Annotated in this window: 17 protein-coding genes; 10 read left to right on the forward strand and 7 right to left on the reverse strand. The window is 36.3% G+C overall.

The annotated features are described in order from the left end of the window. Window position 1 precedes the first annotated feature (1 nt). From IEU65_RS08035 to msrA, 4 genes are all read left to right on the forward strand, one after another. Window positions 2–637, forward strand: coding sequence for an ABC transporter ATP-binding protein (locus IEU65_RS08035; RefSeq protein ID WP_010280349.1), 636 nt, complete (start codon window positions 2–4; stop codon window positions 635–637). Next, on the forward strand, window positions 624–1,328 hold the full coding sequence (locus IEU65_RS08040) for a hypothetical protein (RefSeq protein ID WP_168441518.1): 705 nt from the start codon (window positions 624–626) through the stop codon (window positions 1,326–1,328). The genes IEU65_RS08035 and IEU65_RS08040 overlap by 14 nt, the downstream gene beginning before the upstream one ends. A 215-nt stretch (window positions 1,329–1,543) precedes the next feature. After that, window positions 1,544–2,875 (forward strand): dihydrolipoyl dehydrogenase family protein, encoded by a 1,332-nt coding sequence (locus IEU65_RS08045; RefSeq protein ID WP_031941050.1) that lies wholly within the window; start codon window positions 1,544–1,546, stop codon window positions 2,873–2,875. A 61-nt stretch (window positions 2,876–2,936) separates the two neighbouring features. After that, the gene (msrA, locus tag IEU65_RS08050; protein WP_031941049.1) at window positions 2,937–3,764 is read left to right on the forward strand and encodes a peptide-methionine (S)-S-oxide reductase MsrA; all 828 of its coding nucleotides are present in this window, start codon (window positions 2,937–2,939) and stop codon (window positions 3,762–3,764) included. Window positions 3,765–3,957: 193 nt separating this feature from the next. On the opposite strand, the gene IEU65_RS08055 is transcribed toward msrA, so the two are convergent. Both IEU65_RS08055 and rarD read right to left on the reverse strand, forming a co-directional pair. Further along, window positions 3,958–4,302 (reverse strand): hypothetical protein, encoded by a 345-nt coding sequence (locus tag IEU65_RS08055; RefSeq protein ID WP_010280340.1) that lies wholly within the window; start codon window positions 4,300–4,302, stop codon window positions 3,958–3,960. A gap of 29 nt (window positions 4,303–4,331) precedes the next feature. Then, window positions 4,332–5,216, reverse strand: a complete 885-nt coding sequence (gene rarD, locus IEU65_RS08060) for an EamA family transporter RarD (RefSeq protein ID WP_168441519.1) — start codon at window positions 5,214–5,216, stop codon at window positions 4,332–4,334. Between the two features lie 149 nt (window positions 5,217–5,365). Between rarD and IEU65_RS08065 the strand changes: the two genes are divergently transcribed. The 3 genes from IEU65_RS08065 to IEU65_RS08075 all read left to right on the forward strand — a co-directional run bounded on the left by IEU65_RS08065 (window position 5,366) and on the right by IEU65_RS08075 (window position 7,146). Continuing rightward, window positions 5,366–5,938, forward strand: coding sequence for a uracil-DNA glycosylase family protein (locus IEU65_RS08065; protein ID WP_010280338.1), 573 nt, complete (start codon window positions 5,366–5,368; stop codon window positions 5,936–5,938). Window positions 5,939–6,023: 85 nt separating this feature from the next. Next, window positions 6,024–6,626 (forward strand): sugar O-acetyltransferase, encoded by a 603-nt coding sequence (locus IEU65_RS08070; RefSeq protein WP_010280337.1) that lies wholly within the window; start codon window positions 6,024–6,026, stop codon window positions 6,624–6,626. A 43-nt stretch (window positions 6,627–6,669) separates the two neighbouring features. Further along, window positions 6,670–7,146, forward strand: coding sequence for a PASTA domain-containing protein (locus tag IEU65_RS08075; RefSeq protein ID WP_010280335.1), 477 nt, complete (start codon window positions 6,670–6,672; stop codon window positions 7,144–7,146). Between the two features lie 96 nt (window positions 7,147–7,242). Here IEU65_RS08075 and IEU65_RS08080 read toward each other — a convergent pair whose 3' ends face one another. Together IEU65_RS08080 and IEU65_RS08085 are read right to left on the reverse strand one after the other, a co-directional pair. Beyond that, a complete protein-coding gene (locus tag IEU65_RS08080) occupies window positions 7,243–8,469 on the reverse strand; it encodes an MFS transporter (protein WP_010280333.1) in 1,227 nt (408 codons plus the stop codon). Window positions 8,470–8,573: 104 nt separating this feature from the next. Beyond that, window positions 8,574–8,963: an MmcQ/YjbR family DNA-binding protein gene (locus IEU65_RS08085; protein WP_010280331.1), complete on the reverse strand. Its 390-nt coding sequence runs from the start codon at window positions 8,961–8,963 to the stop codon at window positions 8,574–8,576. 660 nt (window positions 8,964–9,623) lie between these two features. On the opposite strand from IEU65_RS08085, the gene IEU65_RS08090 reads away from it, so the two are divergent. The 3 genes from IEU65_RS08090 to IEU65_RS08100 all read left to right on the forward strand — a co-directional run bounded on the left by IEU65_RS08090 (window position 9,624) and on the right by IEU65_RS08100 (window position 13,299). Beyond that, a complete protein-coding gene (locus tag IEU65_RS08090; protein WP_031941048.1) occupies window positions 9,624–10,916 on the forward strand; it encodes an O-acetylhomoserine aminocarboxypropyltransferase/cysteine synthase family protein in 1,293 nt (430 codons plus the stop codon). Between the two features lie 69 nt (window positions 10,917–10,985). Beyond that, window positions 10,986–12,581 carry a peptide ABC transporter substrate-binding protein gene (locus IEU65_RS08095; protein ID WP_010280327.1) on the forward strand — a complete coding sequence of 532 codons (1,596 nt, stop codon included), beginning with the start codon at window positions 10,986–10,988 and terminating at the stop codon, window positions 12,579–12,581. Between the two features lie 7 nt (window positions 12,582–12,588). Beyond that, the gene (locus tag IEU65_RS08100; RefSeq protein ID WP_168441520.1) at window positions 12,589–13,299 is read left to right on the forward strand and encodes a gamma-glutamyl-gamma-aminobutyrate hydrolase family protein; all 711 of its coding nucleotides are present in this window, start codon (window positions 12,589–12,591) and stop codon (window positions 13,297–13,299) included. A 75-nt stretch (window positions 13,300–13,374) separates the two neighbouring features. Here IEU65_RS08100 and IEU65_RS08105 read toward each other — a convergent pair whose 3' ends face one another. The 3 genes from IEU65_RS08105 to IEU65_RS08115 all read right to left on the reverse strand — a co-directional run bounded on the left by IEU65_RS08105 (window position 13,375) and on the right by IEU65_RS08115 (window position 15,914). Continuing rightward, complete coding sequence (locus IEU65_RS08105; RefSeq protein WP_010280322.1) at window positions 13,375–14,712, reverse strand: condensation domain-containing protein; 1,338 nt, start codon at window positions 14,710–14,712, stop codon at window positions 13,375–13,377. A gap of 194 nt (window positions 14,713–14,906) precedes the next feature. After that, on the reverse strand, window positions 14,907–15,230 hold the full coding sequence (locus IEU65_RS08110) for a branched-chain amino acid transporter permease (protein ID WP_010280319.1): 324 nt from the start codon (window positions 15,228–15,230) through the stop codon (window positions 14,907–14,909). Then, window positions 15,231–15,914, reverse strand: a complete 684-nt coding sequence (locus IEU65_RS08115; RefSeq protein ID WP_010280317.1) for an AzlC family ABC transporter permease — start codon at window positions 15,912–15,914, stop codon at window positions 15,231–15,233. Window positions 15,915–15,967 lie beyond the last annotated feature (53 nt).

A 15,967-nucleotide genomic window follows, 5' to 3' on the forward strand; every position in this document is an offset into this window, starting at 1 on the left:
TATGATTAAAGTTGAGCAAGCTACGAAAAAAATTGGTAACAACATCGTGTTAAAAGCTGTTAATTTGGATTTTCAAGAGGGAAAAATTTATGGTCTTCGTGGTCGAAATGGGGCTGGCAAAACGATGTTACTTAGAGCAATTGCTGGATTAATTAGATTGGATTCGGGACGGATTCTGATTAACAATCAGCAAATTAAGAAGGAGATTTCATTTCCAAAAAGTTTGGGTATTTTAATTGAAAATAATAATGTTTTACCAGACTTCACCTTAAAAAAAAATTTGCAATTATTGGCCAAAATTAAAAAAATTGCGACCGATGAGATGATTGACGACGCAATCTTAAGGGTAGGACTAAATCCGAATGACAAACGTAAAGTACGTCAATTTTCTTTGGGTATGAAGCAACGCGCTGCGATTGCGCAAGCTATTTTCGAAAAACCAGATTTAATATTATTAGATGAACCAACTAATGCCATTGATGTGGAAGGCGTAAGAGAAATGCGCAAGATATTCGACAATGAAAAAAGGCGAGGCGCTTGTATTATTTTGGCTAGTCATAATCCTGAAGATTTGAACGTTTTAGCTGATGAAATTATTGTCATGACAGAAGGGAGTGTGATTAATGAGAAGCAGTAAGAAATCTACCTTCTGCATATTTGTGAGTGTACTTCTTTTATTGCTAGGCACTATATTAGCAAACTATATTTATAGCAAAAACAATAAAAATGTCAGTAGAAAATATCTTCAAGAACACCAATCAAAAAAAGATAAACATAAAATTCATGGTAAAAATATAAAAAATCCTGCGCGATCATTTACATTAACGGGACCCATAAATGGTGGTAAGAGTTTGAAAGACCTGGGTTATATGCCAGGGTTTTACGACGTACATTTAACTGGTAAAAACACACAATTTTTATCATCAAATGGTCTATCCAACAGCAAGGATGAGTATGGCCGTTTGTTAAATAATACTGACCCAATAAATTTAGAAGACGGGACTAAAATAGAATTTACACCTGCTAAATTTGCCAAATTAAAGAGGCAAGGACAAAGTTATGTTGTTACAAATCCTGGTAATTATTTACCAGATATTCAGATACCAGCTGGCGAGTATCAAGTTACGTACCGAGGTAATTTAATTAGTCAAGAAGTTAGTGCGTCAGCTAAGGCAGGATCAGTATTATCACTGTCAGTGACAACTTATGAAGGAACAGTTATTCCAAAAAGTACACAGGAGGATAATTTTAATGTCACGCTATATGAAGCACAGGGAAAGGACTCAGGTAATGATAATGGGCTGCTGTCAGTACAAAAAACCGTTTAGTAACTGTGTCAATGATGAATGTTGTCGATAAAAATGTTGCAATTTTGTTAACACCAATTACTAAAAGCAGCAATAGTAAGTAAGGGGATTTAAAAAAGTTTTGATCTAGCGGCATAAGCAAATTGTTGGTATTTGTTTTGTCGGAAGAATATACTGAAGTCAATCGATATATCTATCAGTCGATATCTCAAAGAAGTATCATGAAAGAGGTTGAAATGGCAAAAACGTATAATTATGATGTACTCTATATTGGTAGCGGGCATGGAACCTTTGATGGGGCTATTCCTCTCGCACAAACTGGCAAAAAAGTTGGCGTTATTGAGACAGATATGATCGGGGGCACATGTCCAAATTACGGTTGTAATGCAAAGATAGCTCTTGATCAACCTGTGGTTTTAAAAAGAGCTCTTGAGAACTTAAGTTCAATTACAGCAAACGAATTACAAATTGATTGGCAACAAAACTTTAAAAACAAATCACGTATTATTGACCCATTACCAGCCATGATAAGCAATTTATTAGTCAAATCCGGAGTCGAAATTATAAATGGCTATGGCAAATTTATTGACAAGCACACAATATCAGTTAATGATGATATCAAAACTGCTGAAAAAATTGTTATTGCAACTGGCTTGCATCCACATCGATTAGCAGTTTCTGGTAAAGAGCTGGCGCATGATAGTCGTGACTTTATGTCTTTGGGTCAACTTCCGGAAAAAATCGCTATTATTGGTTCTGGTTATATTAGTATGGAATTTGCCACAATTGCTAACGCAGCTGGTTCCAAAGTAACTGTTTTAATGCATGGTAATCGAGCTTTGAGACAGTTTTATTCACCATATGTGCGTCAGGTGATCAATGATTTAGAAAAAAGAGGGGTCTCTTTTATTCAAAATGCTAATGTCTCATCATTTACCCAAAGTGGTCAATCGCAAGTGGTTCATTATGCTAATGACCATGAATTAAAAGTCGATTACATACTTGACGCTAGTGGTCGTGTGCCTAATGTCAACAATATTGGCTTGGATGAAATAGGCGTAAAGTATAATGAAAATGGTATTGAAGTTAATGGTTTTTTACAAACGACTGTTGACAATATATATGCTTCCGGAGATGTTATTGATAAAGTCCAGCCTAAATTGACGCCAACGGCTATTTTCGAATCGACTTATCTCTTTAATCTGTTTTCGGACAAAATTAGTTCAGAAATAAAGTACCCGGTAATTCCGTCTGTTGTGTTTACATCACCAAGAATTGCAAAAGCAGGCGTTGAAATTGATTCAAAACAGTCCAAAAATTATGAAATTCAGAAAAATGATTTGAAAGATGACTGGTATCGTCAAGTTGCTAATGATCAACTGGCTCAAAACGCGCTTGTCTTTGATCAACAACATCATTTAGTTGGGGTGACAGAAATTAGTGAAGTAGCAGAAAATTCTGTTAATACTTTTTTGCCGGCAATTGAATTTAAATTTTCGACGTCAGAAATTAATCGACTCGTGCATCTCTTTCCTTCAATCAGCGCAGCGAGTTGGGGACAAATTTAGCATATTTTACGTGATTGTTTTGTGAGATAAAAATGATATGTTCTCGGAGAATAAGGACATGATGACACAAGCAGATGATTTAGTTTGGCAGCAAATTTATAATCTAATTCTTAATCCAAGAACAAGAGAATGGGAACGACAAGTTCTTGTTGAGACGAAAGATAACGTTAATGGTTTTTCACTCAACACCCAGTTAGAACAACTGAAGTCTGAATTAAAGCCTTTGGCAGTGCGACGCAATTTGACACCAGATGTGATGGATTTTTATTTAAGCATAACAGGTGAAAAACAAATAGATACTCGTGATAAAATGAGCCGCCATTACCAAGCTGATTTACCCTATCAAGAACGTGCTATTTTTGCCGGTGGGTGTTTTTGGTGTATGGTCGAACCCTTTGACAAATTGCCAGGTATTATTGACGTCATTTCAGGTTATACCGGTGGATCGATTGTTCATCCATCTTATGATGAAGTGTTTTCACAAATAACTGGTCATATAGAATCGGTTGAAATAATATTTGATTCGCGTCAAATAACCTATCAACAATTGTTGGCAATTTATTGGTCTCTGATTGACCCGACAGACGAATATGGTCAGTTCGATGATCGTGGAGAAAGTTATAAACCCGTGATTTTTGTTACAAACAATGTTCAACTCTCGTTAGCCAAAAAATCAAAAACAGATATGATTAATTCTCAGTTGTTCAAGAAACCAATTGTTGTTGACATACGAGAGGTATTAAAATTTTGGCCCGCTGAAAACTATCATCAGGATTTTTACAAAAAGAATGTTAGTCGTTATCGAGCCATTAAGAGATCAAGAAAGATTTTTTTGAAACTTTTACAAACAAAAAAGGCTATGCATCGTATTTTTACAATACGTGAATAGTCTTTTTACTTGCAACTCGACAACTTATAAGTTTAACTAATTTGTCAATGATTTAATCAAATTAATTAACTGACAATAGATTTCTTTAACAACAATACATTAGCGACTGGAAGCATGCTTTTCAATTTAGTCATTCACGTGATTACTGATTTGGGTCAATAAATTGATGATTGTTGACATGTGCGTTCCACAGTTATCGAGCAGCTTCAGCCCCCATACCATGAGTCCGTGTATTAAGATATTTAATGTATCCTTGATAACTAGTTCCACCAATTCTTGGCATGTTATTGCCTACAACGCCAAGTAAAATTATGACTAAAACGTTACCAACTACCAGTATAATATTTTTTAAAAAGGGGAAGCGTTTGGTGTTTTTGATCCAAAAATAGGTAATTAATGCGTCAGCAATTAGCATGATAAAAATGCCACCTAAAAGTAACGAAGCAAGGTAGGGATGGGCATAATCATGCCAAGTTGATGAAAATAGTTTCTTACCAATAACCTTGATAAGTAATGCTTGATTAACTGATTCAGACATTATAACCTCCAATAGGTCCTTTAAAGTTCTCAAGATGACTTAATATGTTTGAATTGACGTACGCTGCCAATGATAAATACGAGAATACCGGCCCAGATAAATATAAATACAATGGCTTGATTTATTTGGAAACGCTCATGAAGGACAAAAATGGCCATCAATAGTTGAATGGTAGGATTAAGGTACTGAATAAATCCAAGTGTGATGAAGTCGGTATTTTTATTTGCGATAGCAAATAATAGCAAAGGTATTACAGTGATGATGCCACTGCTTAGAAGCATTACAGTCACAAAGGGACCGTTTTGGGTCAAAGTGTGTGGGGATACCCATAAATAAATAATAGCAATTGGCGCCACACAGAATGTTTCAAGTGCCAACGAAATCGTTGCTGGAAGCGGCACTTGTTTTTTTATTAAACCATAAAAGCAAAAAGAAGCTGCCATTAATAACGTGTTGATCGGTAAACTGCCTGTCAAATATGTGAGTGATAGCACACCAATGATGACTAGTACCAAAGCAAGGGCTTGGTATCTCAATAGTTTTTCATGCAAAATGATAACGGCTACAGCAACATTCATTAGTGGCATGATATAGTAACCTAAACTAGCTTCGGTGGCTTGATGATGTGTGACCATATAAATATAAATAAACCAGTTGATGGCTATTAAAAAGGAACTTAAAATAATATAATATATTTTTCGATTATGGATTAACTGTAAAACTTCTTGCCAAAGTAATGACCAATTACGTTGCATTGTTAGCACAACAGCAATTGTAACGATTGAAAAAACGACACGATAAGCGAGTGTGTCCATTGCAGGGACCGCATTTAATAGTTCCCAAAAAACACCGAGGGCGCCCCACAATATATAGGCTGACACGGCTGAAATGATACCAACTTGTTTATTCTCCATTATTCACTCCTAAACCTTGATGATGTGTTAAAAATATAATACCATTTTCGACGTTTATTAATCGCGTTATATTTATAAAACAATTTTGATCACATCATTATTTTACTTATTCATTGATGAGGATTACAATAATTTTAAAAGGAGCTCATATGTCAATCTTTGATGATATTCTTGCGGATGATTTGAACAAACATTTTACTAATCGGGGATGGTATCCAATTTATTCGGCGCCCCATCAGGCAAAAATATTGATTATTGGTCAGGCCCCTGGCATGAAAGCACAAACGTCAGGTATTATGTGGCATGATCAATCTGGAGAACGGTTAAGATCTTGTTTAGGCGTAGATGAAAATCAATTTTATCACTCTGGGCAATTTGGTGTTTTGCCAATGGACTTTTATTATCCAGGTAAGGGTAAGTCAGGTGATTTGGCGCCAAGAAAAGGTATTGCTGATAAGTGGCACCCTGTTATTTTGCAAGAAATGCCAAACATTCAAATGACGCTACTGGTTGGCTCTTTTGCGCAAAAATATTATTTAAAATTACCCCGTAATATCAAAACAACTGAGGTAGTCCAGCATTTTGACACTTATTTACCAACTTTTTTCCCAATTGTTCATCCATCACCGAGAAATAATATTTGGCTTTCTCGACATCCGTGGTTTGAAAAAGATGTTACACCTATGTTACGTGCTAAAGTGGCATCTATTTTGGAACAGTGAAGTGAAATTTTGACTTTAAGATAAGCCATATTTTATTAAATTATAATAATAATATGATAAAATCACTAACAAGGAGAAACTAGCGATGAGTACCCAAAAAGAGAATATGTTAGCCGGAAAATTGTATAAAGTGGATGAAGAACTGGCTACATTAATGGCTGAGAATAAGAAGAAAATAGCACAGTTTAATCGCGCAACGAGCGAGGATGAGCAAAGTCGATTAATTCAAACGATAATTCCTAATGCAGGGCACTCAATTCATATAGAACCACCATTTCATTGTGATTATGGTTGCCACGTGCATTTAGGAAACAATTTTTATGCCAATTATGATTGTATTATGCTAGATGTAAATGAGATTCATATTGGTAACAATGTGCTTCTTGGGCCGCGAGTTGGTATATATACAGCTGGACATCCCATTAGTTCAAAAGTCAGAAATAGTGGTTTAGAGTTCGGGACAAGTATTGTTATCGGCGACGATGTATGGGTCGGTGGGAATACTATCATTAATCCTGGTGTAACCATTGGTAGCAATACTGTGATTGGATCAGGATCTGTAGTCACTAGGGACATACCAGCCAATGTTATTGCAGCTGGCAATCCTTGCCGCGTGATCAGAAAAATTACGACGCAAGATGAGTTAAAATGGCAAAACCAAGCAATAGCGGTTAATCAAGTAAAATAATCTTTTTATTTGATTGACTAGCTAACGAGAGGTAATTTAAATAATGGGTAAAACTAAAATTTTTACAGTGTTGGGAAAGCTAACCGCTGGTGCACTAATACCTGAAGCTTTAAATCAAGGCGCAAAGATCTTGAATAGAGAACTGGAAAAAAGACAAGATTATGTTAAAATTCCAGATGTTACTGGGTTGCCAGTTGAAGAAGCCGCAATGGTTTTAGAAAAGTACGGGTTTCAACATTCATTAATAAAAGCGACGGCTAGTCCGCAATTTTCAAACAGTACGGACAATCAAGTTATCAAGTTAGTCCCTAGAGCAAAATCTAATGTACCAGCTACAACTTTTTTGAAAGTTTATTATGTTGATTCTGCTACCATTTCAGAAAGTGTTATTTTAGCTAACAAAATACGTGAAATGAAAGCGATCAAAAAAGAAAAAAATCATAAAAATATGCAAAAGATTGTCCAACAAACAACGAAAGTAACTGAAAAGTTGACAAAAAAGCGTCATGTTAGTAAATGATGCTTAGATGAAAAGAAAGAGATGGCTACTGTGACCATCTCTTTCTTTTAGATAAAAAAATTTTTTGATCGAGCGTCATTGACTAATGCATTAAGTTTAAGCATATTTAACAAAAATCCAACCGCCTAGAATAAAGAAAATCAGCAATGAGCCCGATCCTAACTGGACACTACCGGTAAGTGCAGCAATGCCACCAAATACAAGTGGACCTAGGACTGCTGAAAACTTACCAAAAATATTATAAAAACCGAAAAATTCGCCTGAATATTCTTGAGGAATAATTTTCCCAAAATAGGAGCGACTGATTGCTTGAATGCCACCTTGGGCGGAGCCGATTAGAAATGCCATTATCCAAAATCCCCAAGCTTGTGTGATAAAAAGCGATAGCAGGCAGATGATTGAATAGATACTAATGCCGACTAAAATCATGAAACGTTCAGTAAAATATTTAGTTAAACGACCAAAAATAATAGAGGCAGGAAAGGCAACTAGCTGTACAAATAACAAGATTGTTAGCAATTCAGTCATTTTAATGCCCAGCGAAACTGCGAATAAAGAAGCTTCAGTAATTATTGTATTGACACCGTCTATATAAAAGAAATACGCCGCCAAGAAACCGACGATTTTTGGATACTGGGCTAAATGTTTTAGGGTGTTCGCCAAGCGCCTAAAGACTTGTTTCAACGGGTTGTGTGGTACTGGAATAGCGTTTCTTTGTTTGACAGTTAGTAACATAGGTATTGAAAAAAGCGCCCACCACAATCCTGAGAGTATAAATGCCAATATAATTGATTGGTGGGTTGTCATCAACCCTCGTACCAAATAAAACAAAATAAATGGGATAACGCCACCCAAGTAACCTAGCGCAAATCCCCAGCTAGAAACTGTTGGCATTTTATTTGGCGTTGTAATGTCTGTTAGAAAAGAATCATAATAAATATTAGCTACGCTGAAACCAATATTGGCTAACAAAAATAAAAACAGCAGTAGCCAAAAACCATCGTTGGGGACAAGCGCTAATGATAGGGTTGTCACGATACCCAGGACTGTGGCAATGAACCAAGATGGCTTTTTCCAACCTCTAAAGTCTGCTAATGCACCCAGAATTGGCGAACAAAATGCCACGATTAACGTTGAAAATGAATTGGCATAAGACCACCATGATGTTGTTTGTGCAGTTGAAAGGTTGATATTATGTCCAACACTTTCTAGCCACAATGGCAATACCGCAGTAACCACAATTAGACTAAACCCAGAATTAGCCCAATCATAGAGCATCCAACCTTTTTCTGCTGATGAAAATTTTTGTATTACTTTTGACATATCTTACCGCTTAAAACAAGGTTACCAAAATTTTTTTTAATTCATGTACAGAATACGTCAAGAATAGTATCGTTATTTTTACCTTGTGAGATTATTTTTTAGCATTACAAATTATTTTCAGTTATTCTTTGTCTGATATTTACTGGTAAATTATTAACAACCAATAAATACGATTGCTTAATCATGGCATCAATTTCTTGATCAGAGAGTTCTTCCGTATTAAGCTTCACTGAAATCCAGTGTCTTTTATTGACATGGTAACCAGCACTGATGTCAGCGTATAAATCACGCAGTTCTTCGTTTGAATCAGGGTTTCCTTTTAGTGTAATAATTGCTGTATCAGATAGTGTAGGTGACATCAAACCAAACATTTTACCCGCTAATTCAAAATAGATGATTTGCCAATCCTCTCGATAATAGACCTTAGCGTGTGGTAAATTTTGGCCAAAAGCTGTGAAATGCTTGATTCTGTCTCTGTGTCTATTGTTTGTCATTTTGTGTCGCCTTTCTGAAGTTAAGATAATTATATCAGAGCGTTTGTTGTCGAATAAATATTATGGTAGTCAACCGGCATCTCAAAATAACATTTTATAAAATTAGAGTATTGACATCAGTTTTGCATTATCATATAATAATTCTAATATAAAACAGTGAAGAGATAAGTACTTACGAATGCATTTAACAGAGAACTAATGGTTGGTGAAATTTAGTATTGTTGCAGTTTGGAAAATGGTCTTGGAGTTATTGTTATCGTGAGTGTATTGATTATATTGTAATCAATAATGAGCTATAGCCGGGTGCGCCCGTTATTGCGTCACCAATTCTCAGTGTTACTGGATACTAGATAGTTCTGTAGCACTTGATGATTGGAGATGAGTTGTATTTCAGTGTATGAAACACAAAAATGTCGGGTGGTAACACGATGCGTCGTCCCGTAGTCCAAATAGTTTGGACTGCGGTTTTTTTATTACCTAGTATTTAGCTAAGTGTTGTGAGGAATTGAGTATGAATAATAGCATAAAGCAGTCGTTCATTTATATTACTAGAATTTTGAGTCAAATTTTAGGTTGTGGTCTGGTGCACAGCCGAATGTGTTTTTTGCTGATGTTAATGAACACGAAAAAGCGAATAGAAACTCAAAATTGGAGACAAATATGACAAAATTAAACAAGAAATATGCTTTTGAAACACAACAACTTCATGCGGGGCAGGAAGAGCCGGACTTAGCAACAGGTGCACGAGCAGTACCTATTTATCAAACAACTTCTTTTGTTTTTAAAGATGCCAAAGAAGCGGCTGGACGTTTTGCTTTAACAGATGCCGGCAATATTTATGGTCGTTTGACTAACCCGACAAACTCAGTTTTGGAGACTAGAATTGCGGCATTAGAAGGTGGTACGGCAGCTATTTCACTTGCTTCTGGGGCTGCAGCGATTACTGCCGCCATTCTCAACGTTGCTGGTGCGGGAGACCATATTATCGCAGCTTCTACGTTGTATGGTGGCACGATTGAGTTGTTCTCGGAAACCTTGAAAAAATTAGCCATCGAGACAACATTTGTTGACCCTGATAATCCCGAAAATTTTGAAGCTGCAATTCAGTCTAATACTAAAGTAATCTTCTTTGAAAGCTTAGGTAATCCCAAAATCAATATAACTGATTTTGAGGCTGTCGCGGCGATTGCAAAACGACATGGTATTATATCAATTGTTGATTCCACTTTTGCAACGCCTTATTTGGTACAACCTCTGGCACACGGTATTGATGTTGTCGTTCATTCTGCAACAAAATTTATTGGCGGTCACGGGACGACCTTAGGTGGGCTTATTATTGAAAAAGGTGATTTTGATTACCATGCGTCCGGTCGATATCCGGATTTTACAAGGCCAACAGCATCATACAATGGTATTGTTTGGTCAGATTTAAAAGGTGCCGCGTTTGTAACAAAAATTCGTGCGGAACATTTACGTGACACAGGTGCGACATTGTCACCTCAGTCAGCTTTTTATTTGCTACAAGGGTTAGAAACATTGTCACTGCGTGTGGCACGGCATGTTGAGAACACACGTCAAATCGTGTCATATTTAAACCAGCATGACAAAGTCGCTTGGGTGAGTTACCCAGAATTGGAAGATTCGCCGTACAAGGCATTAGCAAATCAATATTTTGAAAAGGGTGTTGGCTCGATTTTTACGTTTGGATTGAAGGCTGGAGAAAAAGGGGCAGAGGACCTCATTAATCATTTGGACATTTTTTCTCTACTAGCTAATGTGGGTGATGCAAAATCACTTATTATTCATCCTAAATCAACCACTCATGCGCAATTATCTGATGCGCAACTGACTGCAGCCGGTATCACGCCTGACTTAATTCGTATTTCTATTGGTATCGAGAATGTTGACGATTTAATTGCTGCCTTAGAGGAAGCATTGACTTATGTTGAATAATTTAACAGATTGAAAAAACAAACTAATTGAGGGAAAATAGTTATTTATAACAATGAGAAGTGAGAGAATATGAATAAAAAGATAATGATTGGCGCAGTAGCGGTAGCTGTCATTGCGGGCGTTTACGTGATTACAAAGCCTTCCAATTCATCAGATCAGCATACATTGAAAGTGGCGGTTCAAAATAACATTTCCACGCTTGATCCAAATTTAGCTGATCAAGTAGGCGCCAATTGGGCTGAAGTACAAACGTTAGAAGGCTTGTACACAACATCAGCTAAAGGTAAAATTATTCCTGGTGTCGCGACAAAAGTGGTTCGGCCAACACAAGGCAATAAAGTGTATACAATTAAATTGAAGAAAAATCAGAAATGGTCTGATGGCTCAACCGTGACGGCAGCTGACTTTGTTAATTCTGTTAGAAGGCAAGTTAATCCTACTACCAAATCAACACGTGCCAACCATTTTAAAGACATCGCCGGGTATGATGCAGTGTACAATCACAAAGCCAATATTAGCAAATTAGGCATTAGTGCGCCCGACAAATACACGGTTAAAATTGAATTATCTCATCCAGTACCGTATTTTAACTTTATTTTGGCAAATCAGTTATATCCGATTAACGCTGACAAATTAAAATTATACGGTAGTAAATACGGTCAAACCGCCAAGACAACAATTTCTAATGGTGCTTACACAATTAAGAAGTGGAACCAGTCTTCAACGTCGTGGGAATTCGTGAAGAATAAATATTATGCTGGTGCCGACAAAGTTCACTATGACACTATTAAGGCAACACAGGTGACGGATGCCACCTTAGCGGCAAAACAATATTTAGCAAAAAAAGTTGATGAAGCCGAAATTTCAGGTAGTATTCTTACAGATTTGAAAAAAACACACGCTTCAGATATTAAATCTACTCAAAAAGGTCGTGTTGCGTTTATTGTTTGGAACGCTTCGGATAAAACTGTTAGCAATACTAATCTTAAACGCGCTTTGAGTTTGGCTATTAATCGTCAAGAATTGACAAAATCAGCTTTGGGCGATGGTTCAACACCTGCCAAATCAATTGTACCGAGTGGTGAAGTGACCATTAAAGGTAAAGATTTCAACGATGGTCTTTCGTTGCCTTATGACAAAAAGCTAGCACAATCATATCTCAAAAAGGCGCAAACTGAGCTCAATCAAAAAAAGATAAGCATTACACTAAATACTGCCGACACCGACGCTTACAAAGCGTTAGGTGTATACTTAAAGCAAAGTATCGAGGCTACTTTGCCAGATGTGACAATTAATTTGAAACAGTTGCCTTTGAATGCTGAGATTTCAGCATTTGAGAGCCATAATTTTCAAGCAGGAACGTTAACCTGGTCAACTGATTATAATGATCCTATTGACTTTTTAGATATTGCTTATTCTAAGGGCGCTATTAATTTTACTAATTGGTCAAATCCAGAATATGAAAAATTAATCGACAAAATATCTGATCAGCATGAAGCAAATGATGCTCGTTATCAATTGGAAAAACTGGCAGCCAAACGCAATAATGAATTAAACGGTGTGACGCCACTTTATCAAGTCGCCAATGTTCACCTACTAAAGTCGTCGATCAAAAACCTGAACTATCCATTGATTGGTTATCAAAATTATAAATATGCAAAGTGAGGCAACCATGAAAAAAATTGGCATCCCAAGTAATAATCTTCTTCATCCAAATTCGCATTTTGGCACTAATTATGTCGATTACATTCAAAAAAATTATATTGATGGTATCACAAATGCTCACGCACTCCCAATTGTTTTACCAATTGGTGACCCAAAGTTGGCTAAAAATTATATTGATAGCGTCGATGCGTTGGTGTTAGCAGGTGGTCAAGATGTGTCACCTTTCTATTTTGGTGAGGATCCTCAAATCAATCTTCACGAAACTGATAGCGATCGTGATGCCTTTGAAGTGGCTTTGGTTTTGGAAGCAATCAAACAAGAAAAACCAATTTTAGGGATTTGCCGTGGATTACAAATTGTCAATGTCGCGCTTGGTGGTACGCTTTATCAGGATTTAAACAGCCAATATCAAGGCTTGAAGGTTAGACACAATCAATATCCTACCAAGTGGTACACGCCGACACACCGTTTAATCTTGAAACGTGTGAGTTGGTTGCAAAACTTTTTAGATGATCAATCACTTGTTAACTCATTTCACCATCAGGCTGTCAAAAAATTAGGTGACGGTTTACAACTTGATGCAGTTAGTACCGATAATGTTGTTGAAGCTTTTTCAGATGAATCACGTCGCATTTATGCTGTTCAATGGCATCCTGAAATGCTATTAATGAAGCATCCCGAAGCTCAAAAATTATTTGACACGTTTGTTTTAAAATAAAAACATTTAAATAAAAACGCGCGTTGTTTTGTTTCAACGCGTGTTTTTGATTGTCTTAATGATAAAAATGTATACTTAAATATTATCTTTTGGTGTTGTGAAAACTGTAGGTTGATTAAAATGATACGCAATAGCATGATCAGATAATATCTGAGTAAATGTATTGGCATAAACATCACTTTCAAAACTTTGCAACATGTCAACTGATATTTCACCATTTACAGCTAACATTTCGATTGATAGACCGGTTGTGCCGCTCATATACGTATGCATTTCTTTGATGTAGCGTTCAAAGAGACCTAATTTTGTCTGTCCTGAATAGCTTATGATAAATGTATTTAAGAGTAAGTTGTCAAAAAAAGCTAACCTTTGTTGCTTGTCTTTGAGCGTAGGTAGCGAATCCAACTTATCAAACAAATTAATCATTTGCATAATGCTACTACGTAGTGCCTCTGGCTGCTTACTCTCTTTGATAATTTGTCTAAATGTTGTGGCTACATCTGCAAATTGTGCATCTGATTCGATTGATTGGTTGATTGGTAAGACAATACTGCCGACACAGTTTCTGAAAGTGTTCTGATTTGTAGTGCCTAATCTCAAATCACTAGCCATATGAGCAATAATCGGTAGATTAAAGTTAGGGTAGGATTTTTGAATGGCTTGGGCAATCATGATTGCAACAGCAATTGCCGGACTAGCGTTATGAGCTTTAGCAAATTTCATGAAACTTGCTTGGTCAATTACGATTTCGTAACGATAACTGGTGGCTGAATCTTTCGAATTGTGTGTTTCTAATAATTGATAACCGTCATGTTGCAAATTAGGTGTGTCTTGGCGATTTGTCATTTCTTTTTTAAGATTTTCAAACGGTTCAGACATTTCATTTGGTTTCATAGTATCACTGATTAAGTTAACACCATCGACTTTTGGCCAAACCTGTGTTTTCGTACCAAAATAGTAGTATAACAAGGTGTTGACAAATGGCATAATACCTCTGCCATCAGCGATGGCATGATGATAAGCAACAAACAATGTATTTTTTGAGTAAGTGACATCAATCAAGTGTTCGTTGACGAGCAAACTACCTAAGGGGCGTAATTCAGCAGTTTCGCTTATGATGATTGGTTTGTCATTATAACTTAAAAAATAGTTGGCATTTTTTTCGACTAATTTACTTGTGAGGTAGGGATAGCGCTGAAGTGATAAATTCAGTGCCGACTGTAAAATTGTTGGATCAATCATTTCCGTGAGCCGTATATCAATAACCATACTGGCAGTTCCATTTTGTCGGTACAGAAAAGATTGTCCAGAGGTAATTTTTGCGATTGTTGGTAGTAATTCTAGGTAAGTTTGACCATTTTTTGATTCAAAAATGTCTTGATAGGTTGGTGTAGCTGTTTCTAAAGTTAACATAATTAGTCTCCTTAATAGTGACATCAGTGGTATTTGCGTTGCATCAGCACGACTTGTGTTGATGATGATTCATACTATAAGGACTAATTGTTTAGTTTTTATTTGAATTTTGTTTTTAAAATGTTAATCATCTTGATTATTAGCCAAAAGAGGGGATAACAGCGAAAGTCGTCCCTGAGCTAGGCTGTTGTAAATTAAAACAATGCCAACAAAATTATATAGCAAAATGTGCCGCCAAAAATGGATAGCAACATATTTTTTCGCCATAACTGTAAGAAAACTGTAATTATTCCAGCAATCACACTCAAATAAGTTGCTAGATTAACTGAAGTCAAGGTGTCGCTATAGCAATAAATGACTAGTATCCCTAAAATTGCTGGGGGTAAAAAATTACCTAACAGATGAATATATTTGGGTGTTTTTTGATCATTAGGATAAAGCCAGAATGGCAGAAATCGTGTTAGCATGGTGACGACCGCGGCGATACCAATAGTTATAATTTGTTCTAAAATTGTCATTTACTTACTCCAAAAATGCTCTCTGATGCTAAAAATGAAAACAACTAACAGCATACTAATTGGCAAAAATAAGTTGTGACCAAATATTAGTAACGCTGTGAGCGCAGTAATAATGCCGCTAATTGAGCTGAAATGGCTTTGTTCACGTTGCAATTGATCCACAAACAAAACTAAAAACAATGCTGTGAGCACAAAGGATAATCCTTCTAATTTTACGACCACAATTTGTCCAAGCAGACCACCTAGAAAGGCACCTAAAACCCAGTAAAAATAGTTTAATAAAGTGACATCAAAATAGAATGTGATCGCATTGACATTGCTTGGTAACTTAATAGCATAATTAATTGAAAATGTTTCGTCGCATAATCCGAAAATTAATACCTTTTTCTGACGACCCGCATTTCGATATTTTTCTAGCATTGAAATGCCGTAGAATAGGTGCCGCGAGTTTACAATTAGTGTTAGCCAAAACACTGGCCACGGATTGAATGGTTCGCGTAACAGATTGGCAATGATGAATTCAACTGAACCGCCAAAAATTGTCATTGCCATGACAGTTGGATAAATAACGTTGAATCCTTGCTGGTGCATATATAAGCCATAAGCAATTCCTAAAAATATGAAACCAGTCATAATGGGAATTGTTTTTTTCAGTGCAAAATGAAATACTTCGTGTCTAGACATAAAAATCTCTTTTCAATGATAGTAAGATGATATTATCATTTATTTGAATACAT

The organism is Leuconostoc pseudomesenteroides KCTC 3652, assembly GCF_014634745.1.
Taxonomy (GTDB): Bacteria; Bacillota; Bacilli; order Lactobacillales; family Lactobacillaceae; genus Leuconostoc; species Leuconostoc pseudomesenteroides.